The 23,117-nt window shown below is 64.0% G+C and carries 21 protein-coding genes; 15 read left to right on the forward strand and 6 right to left on the reverse strand.

The window, feature by feature from the left end; all coding sequences use genetic code 11:
- Positions 1 to 64 precede the first annotated feature (64 nt).
- The 11 genes from JG747_RS17215 to JG747_RS17265 all read left to right on the forward strand — a co-directional run bounded on the left by JG747_RS17215 (position 65) and on the right by JG747_RS17265 (position 13,406).
- Positions 65 to 991: a D-alanine--D-alanine ligase gene (locus tag JG747_RS17215; RefSeq protein WP_019859086.1), complete on the forward strand. Its 927-nt coding sequence runs from the start codon at positions 65 to 67 to the stop codon at positions 989 to 991.
- On the forward strand, positions 979 to 1,920 hold the full coding sequence (locus tag JG747_RS17220; RefSeq protein WP_019859085.1) for a cell division protein FtsQ/DivIB: 942 nt from the start codon (positions 979 to 981) through the stop codon (positions 1,918 to 1,920). Before JG747_RS17215 ends, JG747_RS17220 begins: the two co-directional genes overlap by 13 nt.
- Entirely contained in the window at positions 1,917 to 3,224 is a 1,308-nt protein-coding gene (ftsA, locus tag JG747_RS17225) for a cell division protein FtsA (protein ID WP_010910249.1), read from the forward strand. The genes JG747_RS17220 and ftsA overlap by 4 nt, the downstream gene beginning before the upstream one ends.
- A gap of 66 nt (positions 3,225 to 3,290) precedes the next feature.
- Positions 3,291 to 4,970 carry a cell division protein FtsZ gene (gene ftsZ / locus JG747_RS17230; RefSeq protein ID WP_038647720.1) on the forward strand — a complete coding sequence of 560 codons (1,680 nt, stop codon included), beginning with the start codon at positions 3,291 to 3,293 and terminating at the stop codon, positions 4,968 to 4,970.
- Positions 4,971 to 5,249: 279 nt separating this feature from the next.
- Entirely contained in the window at positions 5,250 to 6,200 is a 951-nt protein-coding gene (gene lpxC / locus JG747_RS17235) for a UDP-3-O-acyl-N-acetylglucosamine deacetylase (RefSeq protein ID WP_019859083.1), read from the forward strand.
- A 264-nt stretch (positions 6,201 to 6,464) separates the two neighbouring features.
- On the forward strand, positions 6,465 to 7,334 hold the full coding sequence (locus tag JG747_RS17240; RefSeq protein WP_019859082.1) for an outer membrane protein assembly factor BamD: 870 nt from the start codon (positions 6,465 to 6,467) through the stop codon (positions 7,332 to 7,334).
- A 218-nt stretch (positions 7,335 to 7,552) separates the two neighbouring features.
- Positions 7,553 to 9,226, forward strand: coding sequence for a DNA repair protein RecN (gene recN, locus JG747_RS17245; RefSeq protein ID WP_202359669.1), 1,674 nt, complete (start codon positions 7,553 to 7,555; stop codon positions 9,224 to 9,226).
- A gap of 151 nt (positions 9,227 to 9,377) precedes the next feature.
- Positions 9,378 to 11,582, forward strand: a complete 2,205-nt coding sequence (ligA, locus tag JG747_RS17250) for an NAD-dependent DNA ligase LigA (RefSeq protein WP_202359670.1) — start codon at positions 9,378 to 9,380, stop codon at positions 11,580 to 11,582.
- Entirely contained in the window at positions 11,579 to 12,268 is a 690-nt protein-coding gene (locus JG747_RS17255; RefSeq protein ID WP_202359671.1) for a DUF2461 domain-containing protein, read from the forward strand. Before ligA ends, JG747_RS17255 begins: the two co-directional genes overlap by 4 nt.
- Positions 12,269 to 12,384: 116 nt before the next feature.
- On the forward strand, positions 12,385 to 13,113 hold the full coding sequence (locus tag JG747_RS17260) for an AzlC family ABC transporter permease (protein ID WP_019859077.1): 729 nt from the start codon (positions 12,385 to 12,387) through the stop codon (positions 13,111 to 13,113).
- Positions 13,110 to 13,406 carry an AzlD family protein gene (locus JG747_RS17265; protein ID WP_019859076.1) on the forward strand — a complete coding sequence of 99 codons (297 nt, stop codon included), beginning with the start codon at positions 13,110 to 13,112 and terminating at the stop codon, positions 13,404 to 13,406. The genes JG747_RS17260 and JG747_RS17265 overlap by 4 nt, the downstream gene beginning before the upstream one ends.
- Positions 13,407 to 13,454: 48 nt before the next feature.
- Here JG747_RS17265 and JG747_RS17270 read toward each other — a convergent pair whose 3' ends face one another.
- The 3 genes from JG747_RS17270 to JG747_RS17280 all read right to left on the reverse strand — a co-directional run bounded on the left by JG747_RS17270 (position 13,455) and on the right by JG747_RS17280 (position 16,976).
- The gene (locus JG747_RS17270; protein WP_202359672.1) at positions 13,455 to 15,299 is read right to left on the reverse strand and encodes an aminopeptidase P family protein; all 1,845 of its coding nucleotides are present in this window, start codon (positions 15,297 to 15,299) and stop codon (positions 13,455 to 13,457) included.
- 214 nt (positions 15,300 to 15,513) lie between these two features.
- On the reverse strand, positions 15,514 to 16,386 hold the full coding sequence (locus JG747_RS17275; protein WP_202359673.1) for a 50S ribosomal protein L11 methyltransferase: 873 nt from the start codon (positions 16,384 to 16,386) through the stop codon (positions 15,514 to 15,516).
- Positions 16,387 to 16,397: 11 nt separating this feature from the next.
- Complete coding sequence (locus JG747_RS17280; protein ID WP_202359674.1) at positions 16,398 to 16,976, reverse strand: SCO family protein; 579 nt, start codon at positions 16,974 to 16,976, stop codon at positions 16,398 to 16,400.
- A 358-nt stretch (positions 16,977 to 17,334) separates the two neighbouring features.
- Here JG747_RS17280 and JG747_RS17285 point away from each other — a divergent pair, with 358 nt between their 5' ends.
- From JG747_RS17285 to JG747_RS17295, 3 genes are all read left to right on the forward strand, one after another.
- Positions 17,335 to 17,853: a CreA family protein gene (locus JG747_RS17285; protein WP_019859072.1), complete on the forward strand. Its 519-nt coding sequence runs from the start codon at positions 17,335 to 17,337 to the stop codon at positions 17,851 to 17,853.
- Between the two features lie 86 nt (positions 17,854 to 17,939).
- Complete coding sequence (locus JG747_RS17290; protein WP_038647706.1) at positions 17,940 to 18,581, forward strand: transferase hexapeptide repeat family protein; 642 nt, start codon at positions 17,940 to 17,942, stop codon at positions 18,579 to 18,581.
- 342 nt (positions 18,582 to 18,923) lie between these two features.
- Positions 18,924 to 19,349 (forward strand): low affinity iron permease family protein, encoded by a 426-nt coding sequence (locus tag JG747_RS17295; protein ID WP_027047021.1) that lies wholly within the window; start codon positions 18,924 to 18,926, stop codon positions 19,347 to 19,349.
- An 11-nt stretch (positions 19,350 to 19,360) separates the two neighbouring features.
- Here the strand turns inward: JG747_RS17295 and JG747_RS17300 are convergent, their stop codons facing one another.
- A complete protein-coding gene (locus tag JG747_RS17300) occupies positions 19,361 to 20,227 on the reverse strand; it encodes an SDR family NAD(P)-dependent oxidoreductase (protein WP_027047020.1) in 867 nt (288 codons plus the stop codon).
- Positions 20,228 to 20,362: 135 nt separating this feature from the next.
- Here JG747_RS17300 and JG747_RS17305 point away from each other — a divergent pair, with 135 nt between their 5' ends.
- Positions 20,363 to 20,644 (forward strand): hypothetical protein, encoded by a 282-nt coding sequence (locus JG747_RS17305; protein ID WP_019859068.1) that lies wholly within the window; start codon positions 20,363 to 20,365, stop codon positions 20,642 to 20,644.
- An 85-nt stretch (positions 20,645 to 20,729) separates the two neighbouring features.
- Here the strand turns inward: JG747_RS17305 and JG747_RS17310 are convergent, their stop codons facing one another.
- Both JG747_RS17310 and JG747_RS17315 read right to left on the reverse strand, forming a co-directional pair.
- Positions 20,730 to 21,305 (reverse strand): TMEM175 family protein, encoded by a 576-nt coding sequence (locus JG747_RS17310; RefSeq protein WP_202359675.1) that lies wholly within the window; start codon positions 21,303 to 21,305, stop codon positions 20,730 to 20,732.
- A gap of 285 nt (positions 21,306 to 21,590) precedes the next feature.
- Positions 21,591 to 23,063: an MATE family efflux transporter gene (locus tag JG747_RS17315; RefSeq protein ID WP_019859066.1), complete on the reverse strand. Its 1,473-nt coding sequence runs from the start codon at positions 23,061 to 23,063 to the stop codon at positions 21,591 to 21,593.
- Positions 23,064 to 23,117 lie beyond the last annotated feature (54 nt).

Consider the following 23,117-nt stretch of genomic DNA (forward strand, 5'->3'; position numbering starts at 1 on the left):
AGACTCGGACTCAATGTTGCGGAAATCTTGGTTTTTGGTCCGCCGTGAGAGGGGATGACGGGGAATGAAAAGCAAGCATGTGGCCGTCCTGCTGGGAGGTTTTTCGTCCGAGCGGCCCGTGTCCCTGTCCTCCGGAAAGGCCTGTGCCGATGCGCTGGAGAATGAGGGTTATCAAATCACCCGCGTCGATGTCGGGCGCGATGTCGGCTCGGTGCTTGCCGATCTCAAACCTGACGTCGCCTTCAATGCGCTGCACGGTCCGTTCGGCGAGGACGGCACCATCCAGGGCATCCTCGAATATCTCGGCATTCCCTACACGCATTCCGGCGTGCTCGCCTCGGCGCTCGCCATGAACAAGGAGCAAGCGAAGAAGATCGTCAAATCGGTCGGCGTTCCCGTCGCCGAATCGAAGGTCGCCAATCGCTTCGCCATCCAGAACAAGCATCCGATGAAGCCGCCCTATGTGATCAAGCCGGTCAATGAAGGGTCGAGCTTTGGCGTCGTCATCGTGTCGGAGGGGCAGTCGCATCCGCCGCAGGTCGTCGGCTCGTCCGAGTGGAAATATGGCGATACCGTCATGGTCGAGCGCTACATCCACGGGCGCGAGCTGACCTGCGCCGTCATGGGTGATGTGGCGCTTGGCGTCTGTGAGATCATCCCGACCGGCCATTCCTTCTATGATTACGATTCAAAATATGTCGCGGGCGGATCAAAACACGAATGCCCCGCAAAAGTTTCACCGAATATTTACCAAAAAATACAGACACTGGCGCTCAAGGCTCACCAAGCTGTCGGCTGTCGGGGCGTTTCCCGGTCGGACTTCCGTTATGACGATCGTCACTCCGAAAATGGCGAAGTTGTATGGCTCGAGGTCAACACTCAGCCGGGCATGACGCCGACGTCTCTGGTGCCTGAAATCGCGGCCCATGCCGGGCATTCGTTTGGTGAGTTGTTGAGTTGGATGGTGGAGGACGCTTCGTGTCTGCGTTGAAATGGGGACAGGGCAAGGGGAAGGGCGCGGCTGGGCCGTCGCTGTTCGGCTTGTCGTTGTCATCGGGCCATTTCGTCCTGCCGCGCGTGCTTCGCCGCCCGGTGCGCATCCTGGCGCGCCTGGGCGGTGGCGAATTCGAGGTGCCGCGCTTCTCCGCGGCGATGATGTCGGCGGTGCTGCTCGCTTCGAGCGGCGCCTATGGCGCCTATCTCGGCGGCCATGCCGATGGCATCATCCAGAGCATCACCGCCCGCACGGGCTTTGCCGTCGATCAGGTCAAGGTGGTCGGCAACCGCCAGACCTCCGAGATCGACATTCTCGACAGGCTCGAGCTCGACGGCTGGACCTCGCTGATCGGCTTCGACGCCGAGGCCGCGCGCGAGCGCATCTCCGGCCTGCCGTGGATCGAGGTGGCGGCGGTGCGCAAGGTCTATCCGCATACGCTGGAAGTGCGCGTCGAGGAGCGTGAGGCTTTCGCGCTCTGGCAGCAGGGCAATGATCTCTCGGTCATCGAGAGGGATGGCGCGGTCATTGCGCCGTTCTCCGGCGGCAAGCAGGTGCTGCTGCCGTTGCTGATCGGCGAGGGCGCGCCGGCCAAGGCGCCCGACTTCCTGGCCAAGGTCGAAAAATACCCCGACCTCGCGAGCCGCGTAAAAGGCTATATCCGCGTTGGCGATCGCCGCTGGGACCTGAAGCTCGACAACGGCATCACCGTCAAGCTGCCCGAGGACGGGGAAAACCAGGCGCTCGCCGAACTGGTCAAGATGGATAAGGACAAGGGGCTCTTGTCGCGCGACATCGCTGCGGTCGACATGCGCCTGACAGACCGGCTGGTCGTGGAGCTGACGCCCGAAGCGGCGACGCAGCGCGAGGCCGCGCTCAACGAGAAGCCGAAGACCCTCAAGCGCAAGTCGGAGACGAAGATATGAGCTGGCTTGGCGGTTCAGGCGATGCCTCGTCGCGCCGATCCGGCACTCTGACAGTGCTGGATGTCGGCTCGAACAAGGTCTGCTGCATGGTGGCCAAGCTCAAGCCGAACGATGACGGCAAGCTGTTGCGCGGCCGCTCGCACCGGATCCAGGTGATCGGCATCGGTCATCAGAAGTCGCAAGGCGTGAAGTCGGGCGTGGTCGTTGATCTCGACCGGGCCGAGCATGCCATCCGCCTGTCCGTCGACGCCGCCGAGCGCATGGCGGGGCTGACGGTCGATTCGCTCATCGTCAACATGACCGCCGGCCGGCTGAAGAGCGAAGCCTTCTCGGCGACCATCAACCTTGGCGGCCACGAGGCCGACGAGGCCGACATCAAGCGCGTGCTCGGCGCCGGCGCCAAGCAGGCGCTCAAGGCCGAGCGCGAGGTGATCCATTCGCTGCCCGTCGGCTTCTCGCTCGATGCCGAGCGCGGCGTGCGCGATCCGCGCGGCATGGTCGGCGACGCGCTTGGCGTCGACATGCATGTGCTGACGGGTGACGCGGCGCCGATGCGCAACCTCGAACTCTCCATCAACCGCTCGCATCTGTCGGTCGAGCGCATGGTGGCGACGCCCTATGCCAGCGGGCTGGCGGCTCTGGTCGACGACGAGCTGGAACTGGGTGCGGCCTGCATCGACATGGGCGGCGGCACGACGACGATCTCGGTGTTTTCGGAAGGCAAGTTCGTCCATGGCGACGCCATCGCCATCGGCGGCAATCACGTCACGCTCGACATGGCCAAAGGGCTTTCGACCTCGCTCGATGCCGCCGAAAGGCTGAAGGTCATGCATGGTTCGGCGCTGCCGGGCAGCGCAGATGACCGCGACCTGGTCTCGATCCAGCCGATCGGCGACGATGGCGATGTGCCGCTGCAGATTCCGCGTTCGGTGATGACGCGCATCGTGCGCGCCCGCATCGACGAGACGCTCGAACTGCTGCGCGATCGGCTGAACAAGTCCGGCTACGGCAACGCGGTCGGCAAGCGCGTCGTGCTCACCGGCGGCGCCAGCCAGCTGGCCGGCCTGCCGGAAGCGGCGCGCCGCATCCTGGGGCGCAATGTGCGCATCGGCCGTCCGCTCGGCGTGGCGGGCCTGCCCGAAGCAGCGAAGGGGCCGGCCTTCTCGGCCGCCGTCGGGCTTCTGATCTATCCGCAGATGGCGAGTTTCGAGAGCCATCCTGCAAAAGGCATTTCCGGTCTCAGGATGACCGGAACGGGTGGAAAACTGCATCGCATGAGTCAGTGGTTGAGAGACAGTTTCTAATTGACGGGGACAGCCCCATAGGCGGCCGCGGCGGCGAAGCGGCGTGAAAGGCAAAGGACGGAGACAATGACCATCAATCTGCAGAAGCCGGACATCACCGAGCTTAAGCCGCGCATCACCGTGTTCGGTGTCGGCGGCGGCGGCGGCAATGCCGTGAACAACATGATCACCGCGGGCTTGCGCGGTGTCGAGTTCGTCGTGGCCAACACCGACGCGCAGGCGCTGACCATGTCGAAGGCCGACCGGCTGATCCAGCTCGGCGCGCATGTCACCGAAGGCCTCGGCGCCGGCTCGCAGCCGGAAGTCGGCCGCGCGGCGGCGGAAGAGTGCATCGACGAGATCATCGACCACCTATCCAACACCCATATGTGCTTCGTCACCGCCGGCATGGGCGGCGGCACCGGCACCGGTGCTGCTCCCGTCGTTGCCCGCGCCGCGCGCGAGAAGGGCATCCTCACCGTCGGCGTCGTCACCAAGCCGTTCCACTTCGAAGGCCAGCGCCGCATGAAGACGGCCGATTTGGGCATCGAGGAACTGCAGAAATGCGTCGACACCCTCATCGTCATCCCCAACCAGAACCTGTTCCGGCTGGCCAATGACAAGACCACCTTCGCCGACGCCTTCGCCATGGCCGACCAGGTGCTCTATTCCGGTGTCGCCTGCATCACCGACCTGATGGTCAAGGAAGGCCTGATCAACCTCGACTTCGCCGACGTGCGTTCGGTGATGCGCGAGATGGGCAAGGCGATGATGGGCACCGGCGAAGCTTCGGGCGAGGGCCGCGCGATGGCCGCCGCCGAGGCTGCGATCGCCAACCCGCTGCTTGACGAGACCTCTATGAAGGGCGCCAAGGGCCTGCTGATCTCGATCACCGGCGGCCGCGACCTGACGCTGTTCGAAGTCGACGAAGCTGCGACCCGTATACGCGAGGAAGTCGACCAGGACGCCAACATCATCCTCGGCGCTACTTTCGACGAGGAACTCGAAGGCGTCATCCGCGTCTCGGTGGTCGCCACCGGCATCGACAAGTCGGCGGCTGAAATCGCCGCGGCGCCGATCTCGATCCGTACGGCACCGCAGAAGCCGGCCGCCCGTCCGGCCGTTGCCGCCGTGGAGAGCCGCCCGGCGCCGGTCCAGCAGCCTGTCTATGAGCCGCGCGCCGCGGACCCGGTCGCCGAGGCCATCCAGCTCGCCGAGTCGAACGCTGCCGCCATGGCGCAGGCCCGCCCGGCTCCTGTCGCCCATGCGGACGATTTCCGCCCGCAGAGCAAGATCTTCCAGGCGCCGCCGCAGCAGCCAATGCCGCAGCCGGTTGTCCAGCAGATGCAGCCGGCCCCGCAGCCGCGCGAAATGCTGCGCGAGGTCCAGCAGCCGGTGGCGATGGCACCTCAGCGCATGCCGCGCGTCGAGGACTTTCCGCCGGTGGTGAAGGCCGAGGTCGACGCCAAGAGCCGCCCGGTGGACCACGAGAACAACAGCGGCCCGATGGGTCTGTTGAAGCGCCTGACCAACGGCCTGACCCGCCGCGAGGAGGAACCCGCAAGGCTGCAGCCGGCGCAACCGCGCGAGCCGAAGCTGCGCCAGGCAGCGCCTGAAGTGCGCCGTCTCGCCAGCCAGGACGCCCAGCTCTATGCGCCGCGCCGCGGCCAGCTGGACGACCAGGGCCGCCTGACGCCGCAGACCAGGGCGACTCAGGACGACGATCAGCTGGAGATTCCGGCGTTCCTGCGCCGCCAGGCCAACTGAGCGGTTAACGGACCGTAACAATTGTTAACAGGCAAGCAAGGAATTGCTTGCCTGTTAACGTTTTAAGTGCTGTAGAATCAAATAGTTACGATGTGGAGCTTACTCTGGTTCGCGGTTACAGAGGGTAAGAAACCGTGATTTGGAGTCTCCTTGGCGGGACATTATCTTCGCTGCCTACCATAGTCGGTCTGCCGGGATTTCGGGGAAGTGGCCCTGCCTGCCGATTTAACAAGAGCCGCGCCCTCGGGCTGGAGAAGCGGACTTAGGCATATCGGGCTTATGGGGATTGTCTTGCACGACTACCAGACGACAGTGAAAACGCGCGCGTCGCTTACGGGCACCGGCGTTCACAGTGGCAAAGAAGTTTCCATCAGTTTCCTGCCGGCGGATGCCGACACCGGCATCGTGTTCCAGCTCATCAATAGCGACGGGCTGGGCCGCGAGTTCCGCGCCCTGTTTTCCGAGATCGGCGCCACCGATCTGTGCACCATGCTTGGCGATCCCTCGGGCGAGCATATCGCCACGGTCGAGCACATCATGGCCGCGCTGTTCGGGCTCGGCATCGACAATGTTCTCATCGAGATCGACGGCCACGAGGTTCCCATCCTCGACGGCAGCGCCATGGCCTTCGTGGAAGCCATCGACCAGGCGGGCATCGAGACGCTGCCGGTCAAGCGGCGCTATATCAGGGTCGTCAAGCCGGTTCGCATCGAAAACGGTGCTTCCTGGGCGGAGTTCAGGCCCTATGACGGCACCCGCTTCGAGGTCGAGATCGATTTCGAAAGCCCGGCCATCGGCCGTCAGCTCTTTGCGTCGGACATCAATGCCGACATTTTCCGCCGCGACGTTGCGCGCGCCCGAACCTTCGGCTTCATGAAGGATGTCGAGCGGTTGTGGGCGGCCGGCTATGCGCTGGGATCTTCGCTCGAGAACTCGCTCGTGATCGGTGACGACAACCGCGTCATCAATATGGGCGGCCTGCGTTATCCCAACGAATTCGTGCGCCACAAGACGCTCGACGCCATGGGCGACCTGGCTCTGGCCGGCGCCCGCTTCATCGGCTGTTTCCGCTCCTATCGCGGCGGTCACAGGCTGAACGCTGCGGCGCTGCGGCGCCTGCTGTCGGACCGCACGGCCTTCGAGATCGTCGAGACGACACGCCGCGAGCGGGGCCGCGCGGCGGAGATGAGCGCCGTCAATGCGCCGCTCTACGCGCCCTGGATGATCTAAGCTCCGCACCGTTTTCGCACCCTGTGGCGGAATGCCGGGTGTTGCAGGAATGCATCATCGGTCGGCGAAAATATAGGGATGCGTCGGCGCCGTCGCGCCGCCACAAAAATGCGCCATTGCCCGGAGATAGCGTTGCCGGGCAAGGCGGTTATGGTTTATGGCTGCTGCCGTCGATTAGTGCATGTCGCTCAAAAGTGGGGACCAGTTTTGGGACAACAGCATGCAAGAGGCATTAAAATAACGCCGAAAGGGCGCAATCCAATCATGTTCTTCAAGCGAGTCGGTCAATCGAAAGCGCCAAAGCGGTCTGTTCTCCTGGCGCTTTCGCTGGTTGTTCCATCGCTCTTTCTGTCGGCCTGCATGTCGTCGGAGAAAGACATCGACCTGTCGAAATATGTCGACCAGACCGAGCCGGCCGACGTTCTCTACAACCAGGGTCTCGCCAATTTGAATGCCGGCCGCCTGGACGAGGCGAGCAAGAAGTTCGACGCCGTCGACCGCCAGCATCCCTATTCGGAATGGGCTCGCAAATCGATGGTGATGGGCGCTTTCACCGACTACCGAAAGGGCAGCTACGACGAGGCGATCTCGTCGGCCAAGCGCTATCTGGCGCTTTATCCGTCCACCGATGACGCGCCCTATGCACAGTACATCATCGGCCTGAGCTACTATCGCCAGATCAAGGATGTGACGCAGGATCAGAAGGAAGCGCGCCAGACGCTGCAGACGATGCAGGATCTGGTCACGCGCTGGCCGACGTCGGAATATGTCGACGACGCCAAGGAGAAGATCCGCTTCGCCAACGACCAGCTCGCCGGCAAGGAAATGCAGATCGGCCGCTATTATCTAGAGCGCCGCGAATACATCGCCGCCGTCAAACGCTTCCGCACCGTGGTGGAGAACTATTCCAACACCCGCCACGTCGAGGAAGCGTTGGCCCGCCTCACCGAAAGCTACTACGCGATGGGGCTGACCTCGGAGGCCCAGACGGCCGCAGCGGTGCTCGGCACCAACTATCCCGACAGCCCGTGGTACAAGGACTCCTACAAGCTCCTGCAGAGCAATGGGCTTTCGCCGCGCGAGAATGCCGGATCGTGGATTTCCAAGGCCGGCAAGCTGATCACCGGCGCCTGATCTGTCAGGCGCAAGCGTGCGCAGCGCGCTTTTCGGATTGATCCGATGCTGAAACAAAAAGATAGTGCGGCGCTGCGACTCCGATTGGTCGCGTGCCGCTCCACGGCGGTTCAGTGGTTTGATTGAAGCGCTGAGCCGTCCCAACTTTTTGTTCTACGCAATTCCCATGGGAAAAACGCTCCGCACTTTTCCTGGAATTGCCTGAGGTCCGGGTTCTGATGCTTTCCAGACTGTCGATCCGCGATATCGTCCTGATCGAGAAGCTGGATATCGACTTCCAGCCGGGCCTTTCCGTGCTGACCGGAGAAACCGGCGCCGGCAAATCCATCCTGCTCGATGCCCTGTCGCTGGCGCTCGGCGCGCGCGGTGACGCTTCTCTGGTGCGCCATGGCGCGGCACAAGGCCAGGTCATTGCCGTGTTCGATGTGCCGCGCAACCATCCGGTGCGGGCGCTGCTCGTCGAAAACGCCATCGAGGACGATGGCGACATCATCCTGCGCCGCGTGCAGACGGCGGACGGCCGCACCCGCGTTTTCGTCAACGACCAGCCATCCAGCGTAACCCTGATGCGCGATGTCGGGCGCGCTTTGGTCGAGATCCACGGCCAGCACGACGAGCGCGCCTTGGTCGATCCCGGCGCCCACCGCGACGTGCTCGACGCCTTCGGCGGCCATCTCGGCGCGGTTCGCTCGACCGGCGAGGCCTGGCGGCACTGGCGCGCCTGCGAGCAGGAGCTTACGCGCCACCGCGCCAAGGTGGCGGCGGCGGCGCGCGAGGCCGATTACCTGCGCGCCGCTGTGGCGGAACTGACCAAGCTCGATCCGCAGCCCGGCGAGGAAACGGAACTTGCCGAATTGCGCGCCCATATGATGCGCGCCGAAAAGATCGCTTCCGAAATCCACGACGCCCAGGATGTACTGTCCGGCCCGTCCTCGCCCTTGCCGCAGCTAGCCAGCCTGCTGAGACGGCTGCAGCGCAAGGCGACCGAGGCGCCCGGCCTGCTCGAGGATGTGGTCAAGTCGCTGGACGAAGCCATGCTGTCGCTCGACGCCGCGCAATCCGGCGTCGAGGCGGCACTTCGCGCCACGGAGTATGACCCGCAGCGGCTCGAGAAGGCGGAGGAGCGGCTGTTTTCGCTGCGGGCGGCGTCTCGCAAGCACAGTGTGGCCGTCGACGATCTGGCGCAGCTGCGCGACACGATGGTTGCCGATCTCGCTGATCTCGACGCCGGCGAGGAACGCCTGCACGGGCTGGAAAAGCAGGCCGCCGCGGCGCGCGAGGCCTATGACATCGCTGCCGCACAGCTTTCCTCGCTTCGCCACGCGGCGGCCGTCGGCCTGACCAAGGCTGTCATGGCCGAATTGCCGGCGCTGAAGCTCGAACGCGCCGCCTTCATCGTCGAGATGAAGAGCGAGGCCGAGACCCGCATGGAAGAGGGCATCGACCAGATCGAGTTTTGGGTGCGCACCAATCCCGGCACGCGGCCCGGGCCGATGATGAAGGTGGCGTCCGGCGGCGAGCTGTCGCGCTTCCTTTTGGCGCTGAAGGTGGCGCTGGCCGACCGTGGCTCGGCGCCGACGCTTGTCTTCGACGAAATCGACACCGGCGTGGGTGGCGCCGTTGCGGACGCCATCGGCCAAAGGTTGGCGCGTCTGTCGAAGCGCGTGCAGGTGCTGTCGGTCACCCATGCGCCGCAAGTGGCGGCGCGCGCGGCGACGCATTTCCTGATCTCAAAATCGGGCAGCACCGACCGTGTGGCGACCGGCATTGCCGAGATGGACAGGCCGGCGCGGCAGGAAGAGATCGCCCGCATGCTGGCCGGCGCCACGATCACCGACGAGGCACGCGCCGCCGCCGAAAGGCTGCTGCGCGAGAACACAAACGCGGCATAAGGCCATCCAGCGTCATTGACGGGGCAGGATATGGCGGCGAGTCAGGATATGGCTCCATCCTGCTGTTCAGGAATGATCTTTTCCGAAAACCGGTTCCCACTTTTCGGGATCATGCTCTATTGTGGCGCGCCACCGTTCGGGGAAGAAAAGCATGGCCGAAAAACCTGTCGATTCGCTCAGCGAAAGCGAGGCTGAAGCCGAGCTGAAGCGCCTGGCGGAGGAGATCGCCGAGCACGATCGGCGCTACCATACCGAGGACGCGCCGACAATCTCGGACGCCGCCTATGATGCGCTGACGCGGCGCAACCTTGCCATCGAGCAGCGTTTTCCCGACCTGGTGCGCGAGGATTCGCCATCACGCAGGGTGGGCGCGCCGCCGGCCGAGGGTTTCGCCAAGGTGCGCCATGCCGTGCCGATGCTCAGCCTCGCCAAGGCCTATACAGACGAGGATGTCGCCGATTTCATCGAGCGCGGCCGGCGCTTCTTCGACCGCGACAAGGACCTCGACATAGCCTTCACCGCCGAACCGAAGATCGACGGCCTGTCGGCCTCGTTGCGCTATGAGAATGGCGTGTTCGTGCAGGGCGCGACGCGCGGCGACGGAACCGTGGGTGAGGACATCACCGCCAATCTCAGGACCATCGTCGATATTCCCGCGAAGCTGAAAGGCTCGGGCTGGCCTGATGTCATCGAGATACGGGGCGAGGTCTACATGACTTATGCGGAATTCGAAGCGCTGAAGGCGCGCTCGGCCGCGGCCGGCGGCCAGGATTACGTCAATCCGCGCAACACGGCTGCCGGATCGCTGCGCCAGAAGGATGCCTCTGTCACCGCCAGCCGCAATCTCAAGTTTTTCGCCTATGCCTGGGGCTTCACGACCGCGGATCCGGCGCCGACCCAGTATGAATCGGTGCGAAAATTCGCCGACTGGGGGTTCAAGATCAGCCCTTTGATGGTGCGGGCGAAGTCGGTCGAGGAACTGGTCGCGCATTACCATCTGATCGAGGAGCAGCGCTCCTCGCTCGGCTATGACATTGATGGTGTCGTCTACAAGGTCGACCAGCTGGAGCTGCAGCGCCGCTGGGGTTTCGTCACCGGCGAGCCGCGCTGGGCGGTTGCCCACAAGTTCCCGGCCGAGCAGGCGATGACGACCGTGCAGAGGATCGACATCCAGGTCGGCCGCACCGGCACGCTGGCGCCGGTCGCAAGGCTTGCGCCCGTCACCGTCGGCGGCGTCGTGGTCGAAAACGTCACGCTGCACAATGAGGATTACATCAAGGGTTTCGACAGCAACGGCCTGCCGATCCGCGACGGCATCGACGTGCGCATCGGCGACACGGTGGTGATCCAGCGGGCGGGCGACGTCATTCCGCAGATCGTCAGCGTCGTCATCGACAAGCGCCCGGCCGATGCCGTGCCTTACGAATTCCCGCATACCTGTCCAGTCTGCGGCTCGCCGGCGACGCGCGAGATCAACGAGAAGACCGGCAAGGAAGATTCCCGCCGGCGCTGCACCGGCGAGCTGATCTGCGCCGCGCAAGCCGTGGAAAGATTACGCCATTTCGTCTCGCGCGGGGCGCTCGATATAGAGGGGCTGGGCGCCGAAAACATCGACACCTTCTTCAATGCCGGGCTGATCAAGACCGCCGCCGATATTTTTACGCTCAGGGACCGCCGTCCCGCCGTCACCAGGGCGCTGGCCGAGCGGCGCGAGGAGCAGGCCAGGCAGCGCGAGGCGGCGTCCGGCAAGACGCGCAAGAATGTGCGCAGCGTCGAGGACCGCAACTATGAAGGCCTCGACAAGCTGTTCGCGGCCATCGATTCGCGCCGCGAACCGGAACTCGATCGCTTTATCTTCGCGCTCGGCATCCGCCATATCGGCGAGACGACGGCGGCCGTGCTCGCCAAGACCTTTTCCACCATCGAGGAACTGATCCGCGTCGGCAAGGAAACGGCGGCAGCGGAGGACCCGCACACCGTATTCCCATCGGTCAACGGCATCGGTGACACGGTGATCGATGCGCTGCGCGATTTCTTCGGCAATGAACGCAATGACGACGTGCTCGACAAGCTGCTCGAACAGGTCAGGCCCAAGCCCTATATCGTCACCGTCTCGGCCGACAGCGAGGTCGCGGGCAAGACCATCGTCTTCACCGGCACGCTGGAGAAGATGACCCGCTCGGAAGCCAAGGCGATGGCCGAGCGGCTCGGCGCCAAGGTCGCCGGCTCGGTTTCGGCCAAGACCGATCTGCTGGTGGCCGGACCCGGGGCCGGCTCCAAGCTCAAGCTTGCCAGCGAACTCGGCGTCGAGGTGATCGACGAGGACACCTGGCTGCAACGGGTCGGCAAGGCGTGACCGCGTTCAAAGGCTTCGGCCCAAAGGCCATACCATTCCTGAAGGCGCTGGATTTCCACCAGAGCCGGGAGTGGTTTTTGGAGACCCGCGACCTGTTCGAACAGGAATTGCGCGATCCCCTTGGCGATCTGGTCGACACGCTGACACAGCGCTTCGCAGAGGCAGGGCTCGGTTTGCGCGGCGATCGCAAGAAGTCGCTGTTCCGCATCAATCGCGACGTGCGCTTCGCCAAGGACAAGCGGCCGTACAACCGGCATGTCTCGGCGATCCTGTCGCCTGACGGCAGCAAGGCCGTGCAGGGCGTGTTCTACATTCATATCGGGCTTGAGGGCTGCTTTGCCGGCGTCGCCTGGTGGCAGCCGGAGGCCGCGTTGCTGCTGGCGATGCGGCGCGCCATCGAGACGTGGCCGGACAGGTTTCGCGCCATGGTGAAGGCGTTGAAGAAGAACGGCCTCGAGCTTAGCGCCGAAGACGCCATGAAACGCACGCCGCGGGGCTTCGAGCACGTCACGGATGAGGATCTTGTCGCTGCGATCCGCAATCGGCATTTTGCCGTCCGCCACGTCATCGATCCGGCAGGCATCCACGGGCCGGATCTGGTCGAGGAACTCGTCGATTTTACCATGCGCGCCAAGCCGCTGCTCGACTGGGGCAGGGCGATCGAGGGCAAAATCGCGAAGGACTAAGTTCCATCTCGACCCAAGGCGACGATCATTTCCGCTGATCGTTTGGCTCAAGCGAATTCGTGTGACAAGGCGGGCTGCACTACCTACATCGGCGGTTTCGACCCTGGGAGCGATCGATGGCGACGGACGTGATTTCCGAGAGCGGCGGCAGAAGCGACTTCTGGCAAGGCGTGCGACTCTCCATGCCTGTCGTCGTGGCGTCGGCGCCGTTCGCGGTGCTGTTCGGAGCGCTTGCCGTCGACAATGGTTTTTCGGTCCTCGAAGCCTTTCTGATGAGCGCGCTGGTCTATGGCGGCGCCAGCCAGATGGTCGGCATCCAGCTGTTCGGCCAGCATGTCGCGCCGTGGCTGATCGTGCTGTCGATCTTCGCCGTCAATTTCCGCCATGTGCTCTACTCCGCCGGCATCGGCCGGCGCATCGCGCACTGGCCTGTCATCCAACAGGCGCTCGGCTATTTCATCCTCACCGATCCGCAGTTCGCCGTGGCCGAGGCGAGGGCGGCGTCCGGCCAGACGGTCGGCTTTGCCTGGTATCTGGGGCTTGGCCTGCCGGTCTATCTGTTCTGGGTGATCGAAAGCGCGCTGGGTGCCGTGTTTGGCAAGCTCATCCCCGACACGCATGCGCTGGGCATCGATTTCCTGCTGCCGATCTATTTCCTCGGCCTGGTGATGGGCTTCCGCAAGCGGCCGCTGTGGCTGCCGGTGGTTATCGCCAGTGCGTGCGCCTCGATCATCGCCTACAAGACGGTCGGCTCGCCCTGGCACGTCTCGATCGGCGCCATTGCCGGCGTGCTGCTCGCCGTCATCCTGCCACCGCACCATAGCGGCGTGGAGACAAGGCCATGAGCACGACTTTCTGGATCATCATCGCCGGCGCGGTCGCCACCTATCTCACGCGAATCGGCGGGCATCTGGTCATCTCCCGCTTCGACAACATCCATCCACGCGTCGAGGCCGGCCTCAACGCCGTGCCGGCGGCGGTGCTGACGACGCTGGTGGCGCCGGAGCTGCTGAATGCCGGACCGGCCGAATGGGCGGCATTGGTCGTCACCGCCGTGGTCTCGCTGCGCGGCGGCCTGATGGCGATGTTTCTGGCGGGCGCGGCAGTGTTGATCGTGGCTCGGCAGTTCGTGGGATAGAATTCTGCGAGTGCCATCGATTTAAATCGCTGACTTACCAAGCTAGATTCAAATCTTCGCATCATGCGGCAGCGGTGCCGTCGCCTTCTCAAGCCAGGCCAGCGTCTCGCCGTCGAGCATCGGTCCGATCTCGGCCAGCACGCGGGCATGGTAGGCGTCTAGCCAATGCAGCTCCTCGCGCGTCAGCAGCTCTGACCGCACCAGCCTGATGTCGATCGGCGCCAGCGTCAGCGTCTCGAAGCCGTGCATGGCGATGTCGCCGCCCTCGATCTGTTCGGCCGGCGTCACGAGGATCAGGTTTTCGATGCGGATGCCGTAAGCGCCTTCCTTGTAATAGCCGGGTTCGTTGGACAGCATCATGCCTTCGAGCAGCTTTTCGGTGCCGGTGCGGGCAATGCGCTGCGGGCCTTCATGCACGGCGAGGTACGAGCCGACGCCATGGCCGGTGCCGTGAGCGAAATCGCAACCATGCTTCCACAGCGCCATGCGGGCAATGGCGTCGATCTCCGAGCCGCGCGTGCCGGCGGGGAAGCGCAGCGTGGAAATACCGATCATGCCTTTCAGCACCAGCGTGAAGCGTTCGCGCATTTCCTCGGTCGGCTGGCCGATCGGCACGGTGCGGGTGATGTCGGTGGTGCCGTCCTGATATTGCGCGCCGGAATCGAGCAGGAACAACTCGCCCGCCTGCAGCTTGCGGCTGGTGGCGCGCGACACGCGGTAGTGCATGATGGCGCCGTTCGGGCCAGCGCCGGAAATGGTGTCGAAGGACACGTCGCGCAGCGGCATCTGCGTTTCCTCGCCGGTCTGCCTGCGGCTCTCCTCCAGCCTGGTGACGACCGCGATCTCGTCGAGCGAGCCGGGTTTTTGCCGCTCCAGCCAGCACAGAAGCTTGGCCACCGCCGCGCCGTCACGACGGTGCGCGGCGCGCGAGCCGTTGATCTCGGCCTGGTTCTTGGTGGCACGCGGAATGCGGGCAGGATCGGGCGCGGCAACCACCGTGCCGCCATTGTCCTCGACCAGTATGCGCAGCCGGTCGGCCGCCAGGACCGGGTCGAGTGCGATCTTGGCGCCGCCCTTGGCAAGCGCCACGATCGCCGCTTCGAATTCGCCGGGCTCGTGCGGATCGGCGAGCTGGGTGAGATAGGCCGCGACCTGGCGCGAGAATTTGCGGCTGTCCATGAACAGCTGGTGCGACCCATCCGCTGCGAGGATGGCGAAGCCGAGCGCCAGCGGCGTGTGCGGCACGTCGCCGCCTCGGATGTTGAAGGCCCAGGCGATGGAGGAGGGGTCGGTCAGCACCGCATGGGTGGCGCCGTCCTTGCCGATCGCTGTCGCCAGCCGCGCCAGCTTGTCCTTGGCGAGTTCGCCGGCAAAGCCGATCGGGTGCAGCTCGACCGGCGTCACCGGCGCCGCCGGCTGGTCCTTCCAGATGATGTCTATCGGGTTTTTCTCGAGCGGCACCAGCACCGCGCCGGTCTTGTCGGCCGAGGTCTGCAGCGCCTTGACCTCGCTGATCGTGTGCAGCCATGGATCGAAGCCCAGCCGCGCGCCCTTGCCTATATTGTCCTTGAGCCAGACGGCGGGCGGGTTGTCGACCAGGCTTTCGACCGAAAAAATGTCGAGATCGACCTCGCTGCGCACCTGCAGCGTATAGCGCCCGTCGACGAAGATGAAGGCGCGGTCGCGCAGCACGATGGCGACGCCGGCCGAGCCGCTGAAGCCGGTCAGCCATTTCAGCCGTGCCGAACGATCGGCGACATATTCGCCCTGATGTTCGTCGGCGCGCGGGACGATAAAACCGTCTAGGCCATTGGCGGCAAGCCATTGGCGCAGCAGCGCCACGCGCGGCTTGCCAACCGAAGGCTCGCCCGCGGAATCGAAGGTCTGGAACATGATGGGCCTCCTGATGTCGGCGTGACCGTAGCCTATGGGTCCGGAAATCGGAATCGATTTCCAGTTGGCGCAACCTGCTACAGCGCCGGCTGGCTGACAACCAGATGGGGCTGGTCCAGCCGCGGCACGATCAGCTTTCCGGCGAAATCCATGCCACGGCGCATCAAGTTCTAGGTGTTGGGACTGTCGAGGATCGGCAGTTGCCTTGCCGGTCTCAGCGCTTGAGGTGGATCGTCACCCAGCCTTCGCGGTGCAAGGTGCGCACGTGCCGGAAATTCTGGCCGACATAGGCCGAGATGACGGCGTCGCGCTGGCGCTCGAGAATGCCTGACAGGACGATCGAGCCGCCAAGTGCGATGTGCACGGCCATTTGCGGCGCCAGCCGCATCAGCGGCCGCGCCAATATGTTGGCGACGATCAGATCGAAGGGGGTACGCTTGCCGAAGATCGGATGGTGGAAGCCCGGTGCGGTGACCGTTTCGATGAGCGCCTTGACGTGATTGAGCCGCGCATTGGCGGCGGCGACCCTCACCGCCACCGGGTCGATGTCGGTGGCGAGCACCGGAATATGCGCCAGCTTGGCGACGGCGATCGCCAGCACGGCACTGCCGGTGCCGAGGTCGAGCGCATTGCGCGGGTGCTCGCGCCGCACCACTTTCTCCAGCATTTCCAGGCAGCCTGATGTGGTGCCGTGATGGCCGGTGCCGAAGGCAAGGCCGGCCTCGATCTCGATGGCGAGTTCGCCGCTGTGGCGCTTCCTGCGGTCATGCGCGCCGTGGACGAAGAAACGGCCGGCGCGCACCGGCTTCAGGCCCTCCAGCGAGCGCGCCACCCAGTCGATGTCGGGCAGCCCTTCGCGCTCGACCGGCTTCGACAGAGCAAGCCCGGCGAGAATGTCCTTCACCCGCGCTTCAATCGCATCGACGTCGCCATCGGCATAGAGCGAAACTTCGTGGATGTCCTGGTCTTCGTCGACCTCGAGCACGGCGATCGGCAGGCCCTCATCCTCGAAAGCCAGTTCGAGCGCCGCGAAGATGCGCTCAGCCTCGATCTTGCCGGTGGTGAAATGCAGCCGCGTCTGGGTCATATGGATACTTATCAACCCTTGGCCGCGAGGCGCTTCAGCTTCTCCACGGCGGTGCCGGCGCTTTCGCCATAGGCGATCGTGCCGGCAAAGTCGCCCTTGGAGTTGAGCAGCAGCACCGAGGCGGTGTGGTCCATCGTGTAGTCGCCGTCGCCCGTGTCGACCTTCTTCCAGTAGATGCCGAACGACTTGGCCATGGCATGGACCTTGTCCGGGTCGCCGGTGATGCCGGTGATGCGGTCGGAGAAATTGCTGACATAGGCGTTCATCACCGCCGGCGTGTCACGCTCCGGGTCGACCGAGACGAAATAGGCATGCAAGGTCTTGCCGTCGTCGCCGAGCGTCTTCAGCCAGCCGGAGAGTTCGAACAGCGTCGTCGGGCAGACTTCGGGGCAGTGGGTGAAGCCGAAGAAGACGACGCTGGGCTGCCCCCGGAAGGCGGCTTCGGTGATCGGCGCGCCTTTCTGGTCGACGAGGGTGAAGGGCGCTCCGAACGGTTCGCCGCCATAATGGCCGCGGTACCAGTCGAAGGTCAGCCAGCCGATGCCGGCTGTCATCAGGACGAGAATGCCGACCAGGATAGAACGCATCATCACAAAAGTCCGTCCGCAGAAATCATCGCGCCGGCTCGATGCCGCGCCGGTGCGACAGTCTTGGAGCCCTGTTTGGAAATTCTACTCTGGCGGCCATCTGATGGCGTTTTCTGCGCTTCTCAGTTCTTACTGCATGCAGTAGAACTGAGCTCACGGACCATATGTCCACTGCGCTACGGTGTCGAAACCACCACCATATGACTCGCCAGAGCGAATTTCGAAACAGTCTCTTAGCGGTTTGGCCCTGCGCAGGCAAAGTGCCGCGATGCCGCAACCGTGGTGGTGTTGACGCATCCGCTTGCAAAGCCGCACGCCGCGTCCCACCTGATACCGGCAACTCGAACCGCAGGAGGCTCCTTTGCTCGAACTGGTTGGGCGCGAACGGATTGGGCGAAAACTGATCGGCGGCGCCTTGGCCGCGTGCGTCGTTCTTGGCGCAGGCAGCGCGGTCGCCGAGGAAGTCGGCAAGGTCGGCGTCGACTGGGTCGGCAATGACATCATCGTCGAAGCGATCAAGGATCCCAAGGTGGATGGCGTGACCTGCCATGTCTCCTATTTCGACCGCAGCATCATCGACCGCCTGCACAAGGGCAACTGGTTTGAGGATCCCTCCGATTCGTCGATCTCCTGCCGTCAGACCGGCCCGATCACCATCGGCGACATCGACATGAGCGAGGGCGGCGAGGAGGTGTTCAAGCAGGGCCTCAGCCTGATCTGGAAGAAGCAGGTGGTGAACCGCATCTACGACAAGACCAACGAGACGCTGATCTATCTCTCGCATTCGCGTCAGGTGCAGAACGGCTCGGCCAAGATGTCGGTCACCACAGTGCCGCTCTATGGCCAGAACGTGGTGTGGAGCAAGGGCAAGCCGAAATAGGCGGATGGGCGTCTTTTTGTGCTGATTGGCACCGCGAGCAATTGCTCCTGCCTTGCGGGAGCAATTGCCCTGAAGTAAAGCGCCGCATGGACCGCACCGAAAACCTCGTCCTGAAAGATCCCGAGCCGCGCATCCATCCGACCGCGGAGCTGAAGGCGTGCAAGCTCGGCCGCTACGCCTCGATCGGTGAACGGGTGGTGCTGCGCGAGGTGAGCGTCGGGGACTTCTCCTATTTCGAGCGCCATGCCGAGGCGATCTATACGAGTATCGGCAAATTCTGCTCGATTGCCGCCAACAGCCGCATCAACGCGCTGGAGCATCCGATCGAGCGACTGACCCAGCACAAGGTCAGCTACCGGCCGAACGAATATTTCCGCTGGCTGGGCGTCGATGCGGCGTTCCGCGCGCGGCGGCAAGCGAAGGCCGTGACCATCGGCCACGACGTCTGGATCGGCCACGGCGCGGTGATCATGCCCGGCATCGCGATCGGCAATGGCGCGGTCGTTGGCGCCAATGCGGTGGTGACGCAGGATGTGCCGCCCTACATGATCGTCGCCGGCGTGCCGGCAAAGCCGCTCCGCTCGCGCTTTGCTCCCGACATAGCGGCGCGGATCGAAGCCCTCGCCTGGTGGGACTGGCCGGTCGAGAAACTCGCCAGGGCGGTTCCCGACATCCAGTCCATGCCGATCGAGGCCTTCCTCGATCGTTGGGAAAACGACGTCGTCTAGGGCGCGCAGGCCATCAGCAGACCGAGAGCGGCGCTGGTGGGCGAGCTGCCGGAAATGGGGCGTCCGCCTGTCCGTGTACCGGTCGCCGCTTTCGGTACTGAAGCCCCTTCCGCCATGCGGGGGTGGCGCGGCGGAAGGGGCCGGAGGTAAACCGCTGTGGAGCGGAACGAACAGGCGCTTTTGCCTGCATCGTTACTATGACATTGAACCGATAAGATGCGTTTTCCGTCGAGTGCCCGCTTTGCGTGTGCCCAATTGCATCCGATGTATTTGCTGCCGGCGGGAACCCAAGACGGCTACCGGTTGTTTCTCATCGGCGCAGCCATTGAGGGTTCTCGACAGATGGAAAAGCTCTTCACCAGGATCGCCAACTGGGTCGCCCATATAACCGGCCTGCCGCTGACCTTTGCGGGCTGCTGTGTGATTGTCGTCGTCTGGGCGGTGAGCGGGCCGTTCTTCGGCTTCTCGGACACCTGGCAATTGGTGATCAACACCGGCACGACCATCATCACTTTCCTGATGGTGTTCCTGATCCAGAATACCCAGAACCGCGATGGCGCGGCGATCCAGGCCAAGCTCGATGAGTTGATCCGGGTCAGCGAGGGCCATAACAATTTCATCGGCATCGAGCACCTCACGGAATCCGAAGTCGAGGAAATCCGTGACAAGTGTGAGCGGGCGGCACGGCGGCATGACGAAAAAATCGCCGCCATGGCCGCCAAGAAGGCTGTGGCGCAAAAGCGAGCTCCGAAAAAGCACGCGGCTTGAGGGCTTTCGGATCAGCCTTTGATGAAGTCCGCGAACGCATCCTTGTGATCGGGGTGCCAGCGCGACAGGGCCGGGCGGTTTTCGATGATGTCGCCGATCGCCCAGGCCATGCGCTTCTCGTCCAGCGGCCGCGCTACGTCATTGTCCGGGCACAGGATGTAGAAGTCGCCCCTGACCAGGGATTCCAGCATGAAATCAATGACCTGTTCGCCGGTCCAGGCGCCGGCCGGCTTTTCCGTCGCCCCTTCGGTGAGGCCGGTATAAGTGAAGCCGGGGATGAGCAGATGCGCCGACATTCGGTCGCCCGGTTCGTTGCGCAGCGCATGCGCCAGGCCTTCGGTGAACGTCTTCACGCCGGCCTTGGAGACATTGTAGGCGAGGTTGCCGGGCGGCGTGGTGATGCCTTGCTTGGAACCGGTGTTGATGATCAGGCCCGGCTTGGCCGACGCCAGCATGCGCGGCGCGAAGGCTTCGACGCCATGCACGACACCCCAGAAATTAATGTCGAGCAGCCGTTTCCAGCCATCGCGGTTTTCCCAGGGTTTTCCCGGATTGTCGCCGACGCCGGCATTGTTCATCAGCAGCGAGACCTCGCCGAAGGCGCCGAATGCGCGGTCGGCGAGACGATCGACCTCATCGGCCTTCGAAACATCTGCGGCGACGGCAAGCACGGCATCGTCGCCGGCAATGGCAGAGACGGCGCGGGAGGCATCGTCAAGGCGCGCGCCACCGATGTCTGCGAGCACGATCTTCATGCCCATAAGCGCAAGCCGCTTTGCGGCTGCCAGACCGATGCCGCTGGCGGCGCCGGTGATGACGGCGGTATTGCCGGGGCCAAGCGCGGGCAGGGCGCTCTGGATTTCAGCGTCGGTGATCATGAGCAACAGCATCCTTTTTTCGATGGCGCCGAACTTAGCGCCGGAACGCGCTTGCGCAAGCCTTCGTCAGCACGTGTTCGGGTTGACCAGTCGGGCCGCGACCGCGCATGCTGCCCCACAAATGGAGATTTTCGATTGACGGACTGGATCGCAATTCTGAAAGAGCAGACCGCCACCGGCGACCAGATGGGGCGCGAGGTGCCGCAGATGCTCGCCAACCCCGATATCAGCGAAGCCCAGGTGAAGACACTGTTTGCCGCGCTGGAAAAACAGGCCGAGTTCGTCGAGAAGCTGCGCATGGCGTTGGAGAAATTCGGCCATGATTTCTCGATCATCAAGGCAGCCGAAAGGCTGGAGGAGCGCTATGCCGACCTTGCGGCGTCGGTGGCGGAAAAGCTGAAGGCGATGCGTAAATAGAGCAATTCCAGGAAAGGTGTGAAGCGGTTTTCCCGGGGAAAGCGCGTAGCATTTTCCCCCGGGGAATCGAGTCAGGCAAACAGCGCTACTTTTCGATCACCCGCGCGAAGCGCGTATCCGGCACGAGCCAGATCGTCGCGACCAGCACATAAAGCGCGACGCCGATCCACTGATTGACGAAGGTCAGCAGGACGGCCGCGATGTAGACGGCCAGCGAGAGCTTGCCCTTGCGGTCGTTGCCCAGCGCCTTGGCGAAGGCGGTGTCGTTGCCGTGCAGGCGATGCAGCGCGGATGCCAGAATAGTGTAAGCGATCGCGCATAGAGCGAGATCGGCGCCATAGACAGCGACCGGAACCGTGGCGAAATGATTCTCGCCCATGAAGGCGGTCGTTACCGGCATCAGCGACAGCCAGAACAACAGATGGAGGTTTGCCCAAAGCACCCGGCCGTCGACGCGTTGTACGGTGTGAAACATGTTGTGCAGATTGTTCCAGTAGATGCCGACATTGATGAAGGACAGCACGTAGCTGAAGAAGACCGGCCACAACGGCCACAAGGCGGAAACATCCTCGCCATGCGGCACTTTCAGTTCGAGGACCATGATGGTGATGATGATGGCCACGACGCCGTCGGTGAATGCCTCGACCCTGCCTTTGCCCATGATCCCCGCCTACAAGCGAATTTGTCGAAAGACAGTAAACTGTTAGCGCAAGTTCCCGGGCCAATAAACGGCGCTCGGGAAATTCCTCAACTATGTCTGGGAAAACCAGCGCGCCGGTGGCTGCTTTGTCGGCAATGCCTTACCCGTCCGCGGCGTCGGCATCGTCTCGACCTACGTCAGGGCTGTCGCGGCAAGCCTGGCATTTGCCGGCATGATCATCGTCTTTGCGCTGGTGGCGCTGGGCTTTGAGCTAAAACACAGACATTGAGACAAAGCGGGCTCGCCTCAGCCGTTCGGCGTCTCGGGCGCCATGTTGGCGCGCCCTCGTGGCACACCGAGCCCGGTGTCGGGCGGCTCGCCGGCGGCCGGCCTGTTCTCGATCATGTGCAATGTGCGCCAGCCGCCGAAACGGTAGTAGGCCGCGGCCAGCACCAGCGAGGTGATCGAGCCTGCCGGGAAACTCCACCACAGCGCTTCCTCGCCGATCACGCCGCGCATGAAATAGGCAAAGCCGGTGCGCACGATGAGCACCGAAATCACCAGGATGATCAGCGGCGGCATCACCGCTCCGGTGGCGCGCACGGTGGCGAACAGCACGATGGTGATGCCGAACAGGATGAACGACCAGGATGCGGCAGAATTGATGTGCGCGGCGATGTCGATCGCCGCGCTGTCGCTGCTCAGGAACAGGCCGAGGATCGGGCGGTCGAAGAGCCACAGCAGCGCGACCAGGGCGCCGGTCAGGACGAGGTTGAAGCCGACGCCGGAGGCGGCGACGCGGCCGATCCGGTCCCAGCGGCCGGCGCCGACATTCTGCGCAGCCATGGAGGAGACCGCGGCTCCGATGGCCAGCGCCGGCATCTGGATGTAGGTCCACAGCTGCGCCGCGATGCCGTAGGCGGCGGCGACCTGCGACCCGTAGGAGTTGACGATGCCCATCACCGTCAGGGCCGCCGCCGAAATGACGATCATCTGCAGGCCCATCGGCACGCCCTTGAAGACGACGACGCGCAGCAAGCCAGGGTCGGGCCACAGCAGGGCGAGATTGGCGCCGGCCAGCCGCAGCGGGTGCTTGCGGGCATAGAGCACGACAAGGATGGCAATCACGCCCACCGTCTGGCCGATCAGCGTCGCGGTGGCGGAACCGGCGATGCCAAGTTCGGGGAAGGGGCCGATGCCGCGGATCAGCAGCGGGTTGAGCACGATGTCGAGGACGACCGCCAGCGCCATGAAGATGAAGGGCGTGCGTGAATCGCCCGCGCCACGCAGTACGGTCATGACGAAGGACAGAAGGTTCATCATCGGCACGGCGACGAAGATGATGCGCAGATAGGAACGCGCCAGCGGCAAGGCGTCCGCAGGTGTGCCGAGCATGCCCAGGATAGCATTTACCCAGATCCAGCCGCAGACGGCGAAGACCACCGAAATGAAGAAGAAGAAGGTGGCGCTGGTGCCGACGATGCGGCGCGCCTCGGGCAGGTCGCGGGCGCCGACCGACTGCGCCACCAGGATGGTGGCGGCCATGCCGATGCCGAACACGGTGCCCAGGATCAGGAACAGGACGAGGTTGGCGTTGGATGTGGCGGTCAGCGCCGATTCGCCCAGAAAGCGGCCGACCCAGACGGCATTGATCGACCCGTTGAGCGACTGCAGCACGTTGGAACCCAGCACCGGCAAGGCAAACAGCAGCAGCGTGCGCGGGATCGGGCCGCTGGTCAGGTCGCCGGTGCGCCGGCGCGGGGGCATTTTTTCGTCCATGGCTGGCAACTCGGCAAAGGTGATCTGGCCCCACCATCATTGCCGATTCAACGG

It is taken from the genome of Mesorhizobium sp. 131-3-5, from assembly GCF_016756575.1.
In the GTDB taxonomy this organism is placed as follows: domain Bacteria; phylum Pseudomonadota; class Alphaproteobacteria; order Rhizobiales; family Rhizobiaceae; genus Mesorhizobium; species Mesorhizobium jarvisii.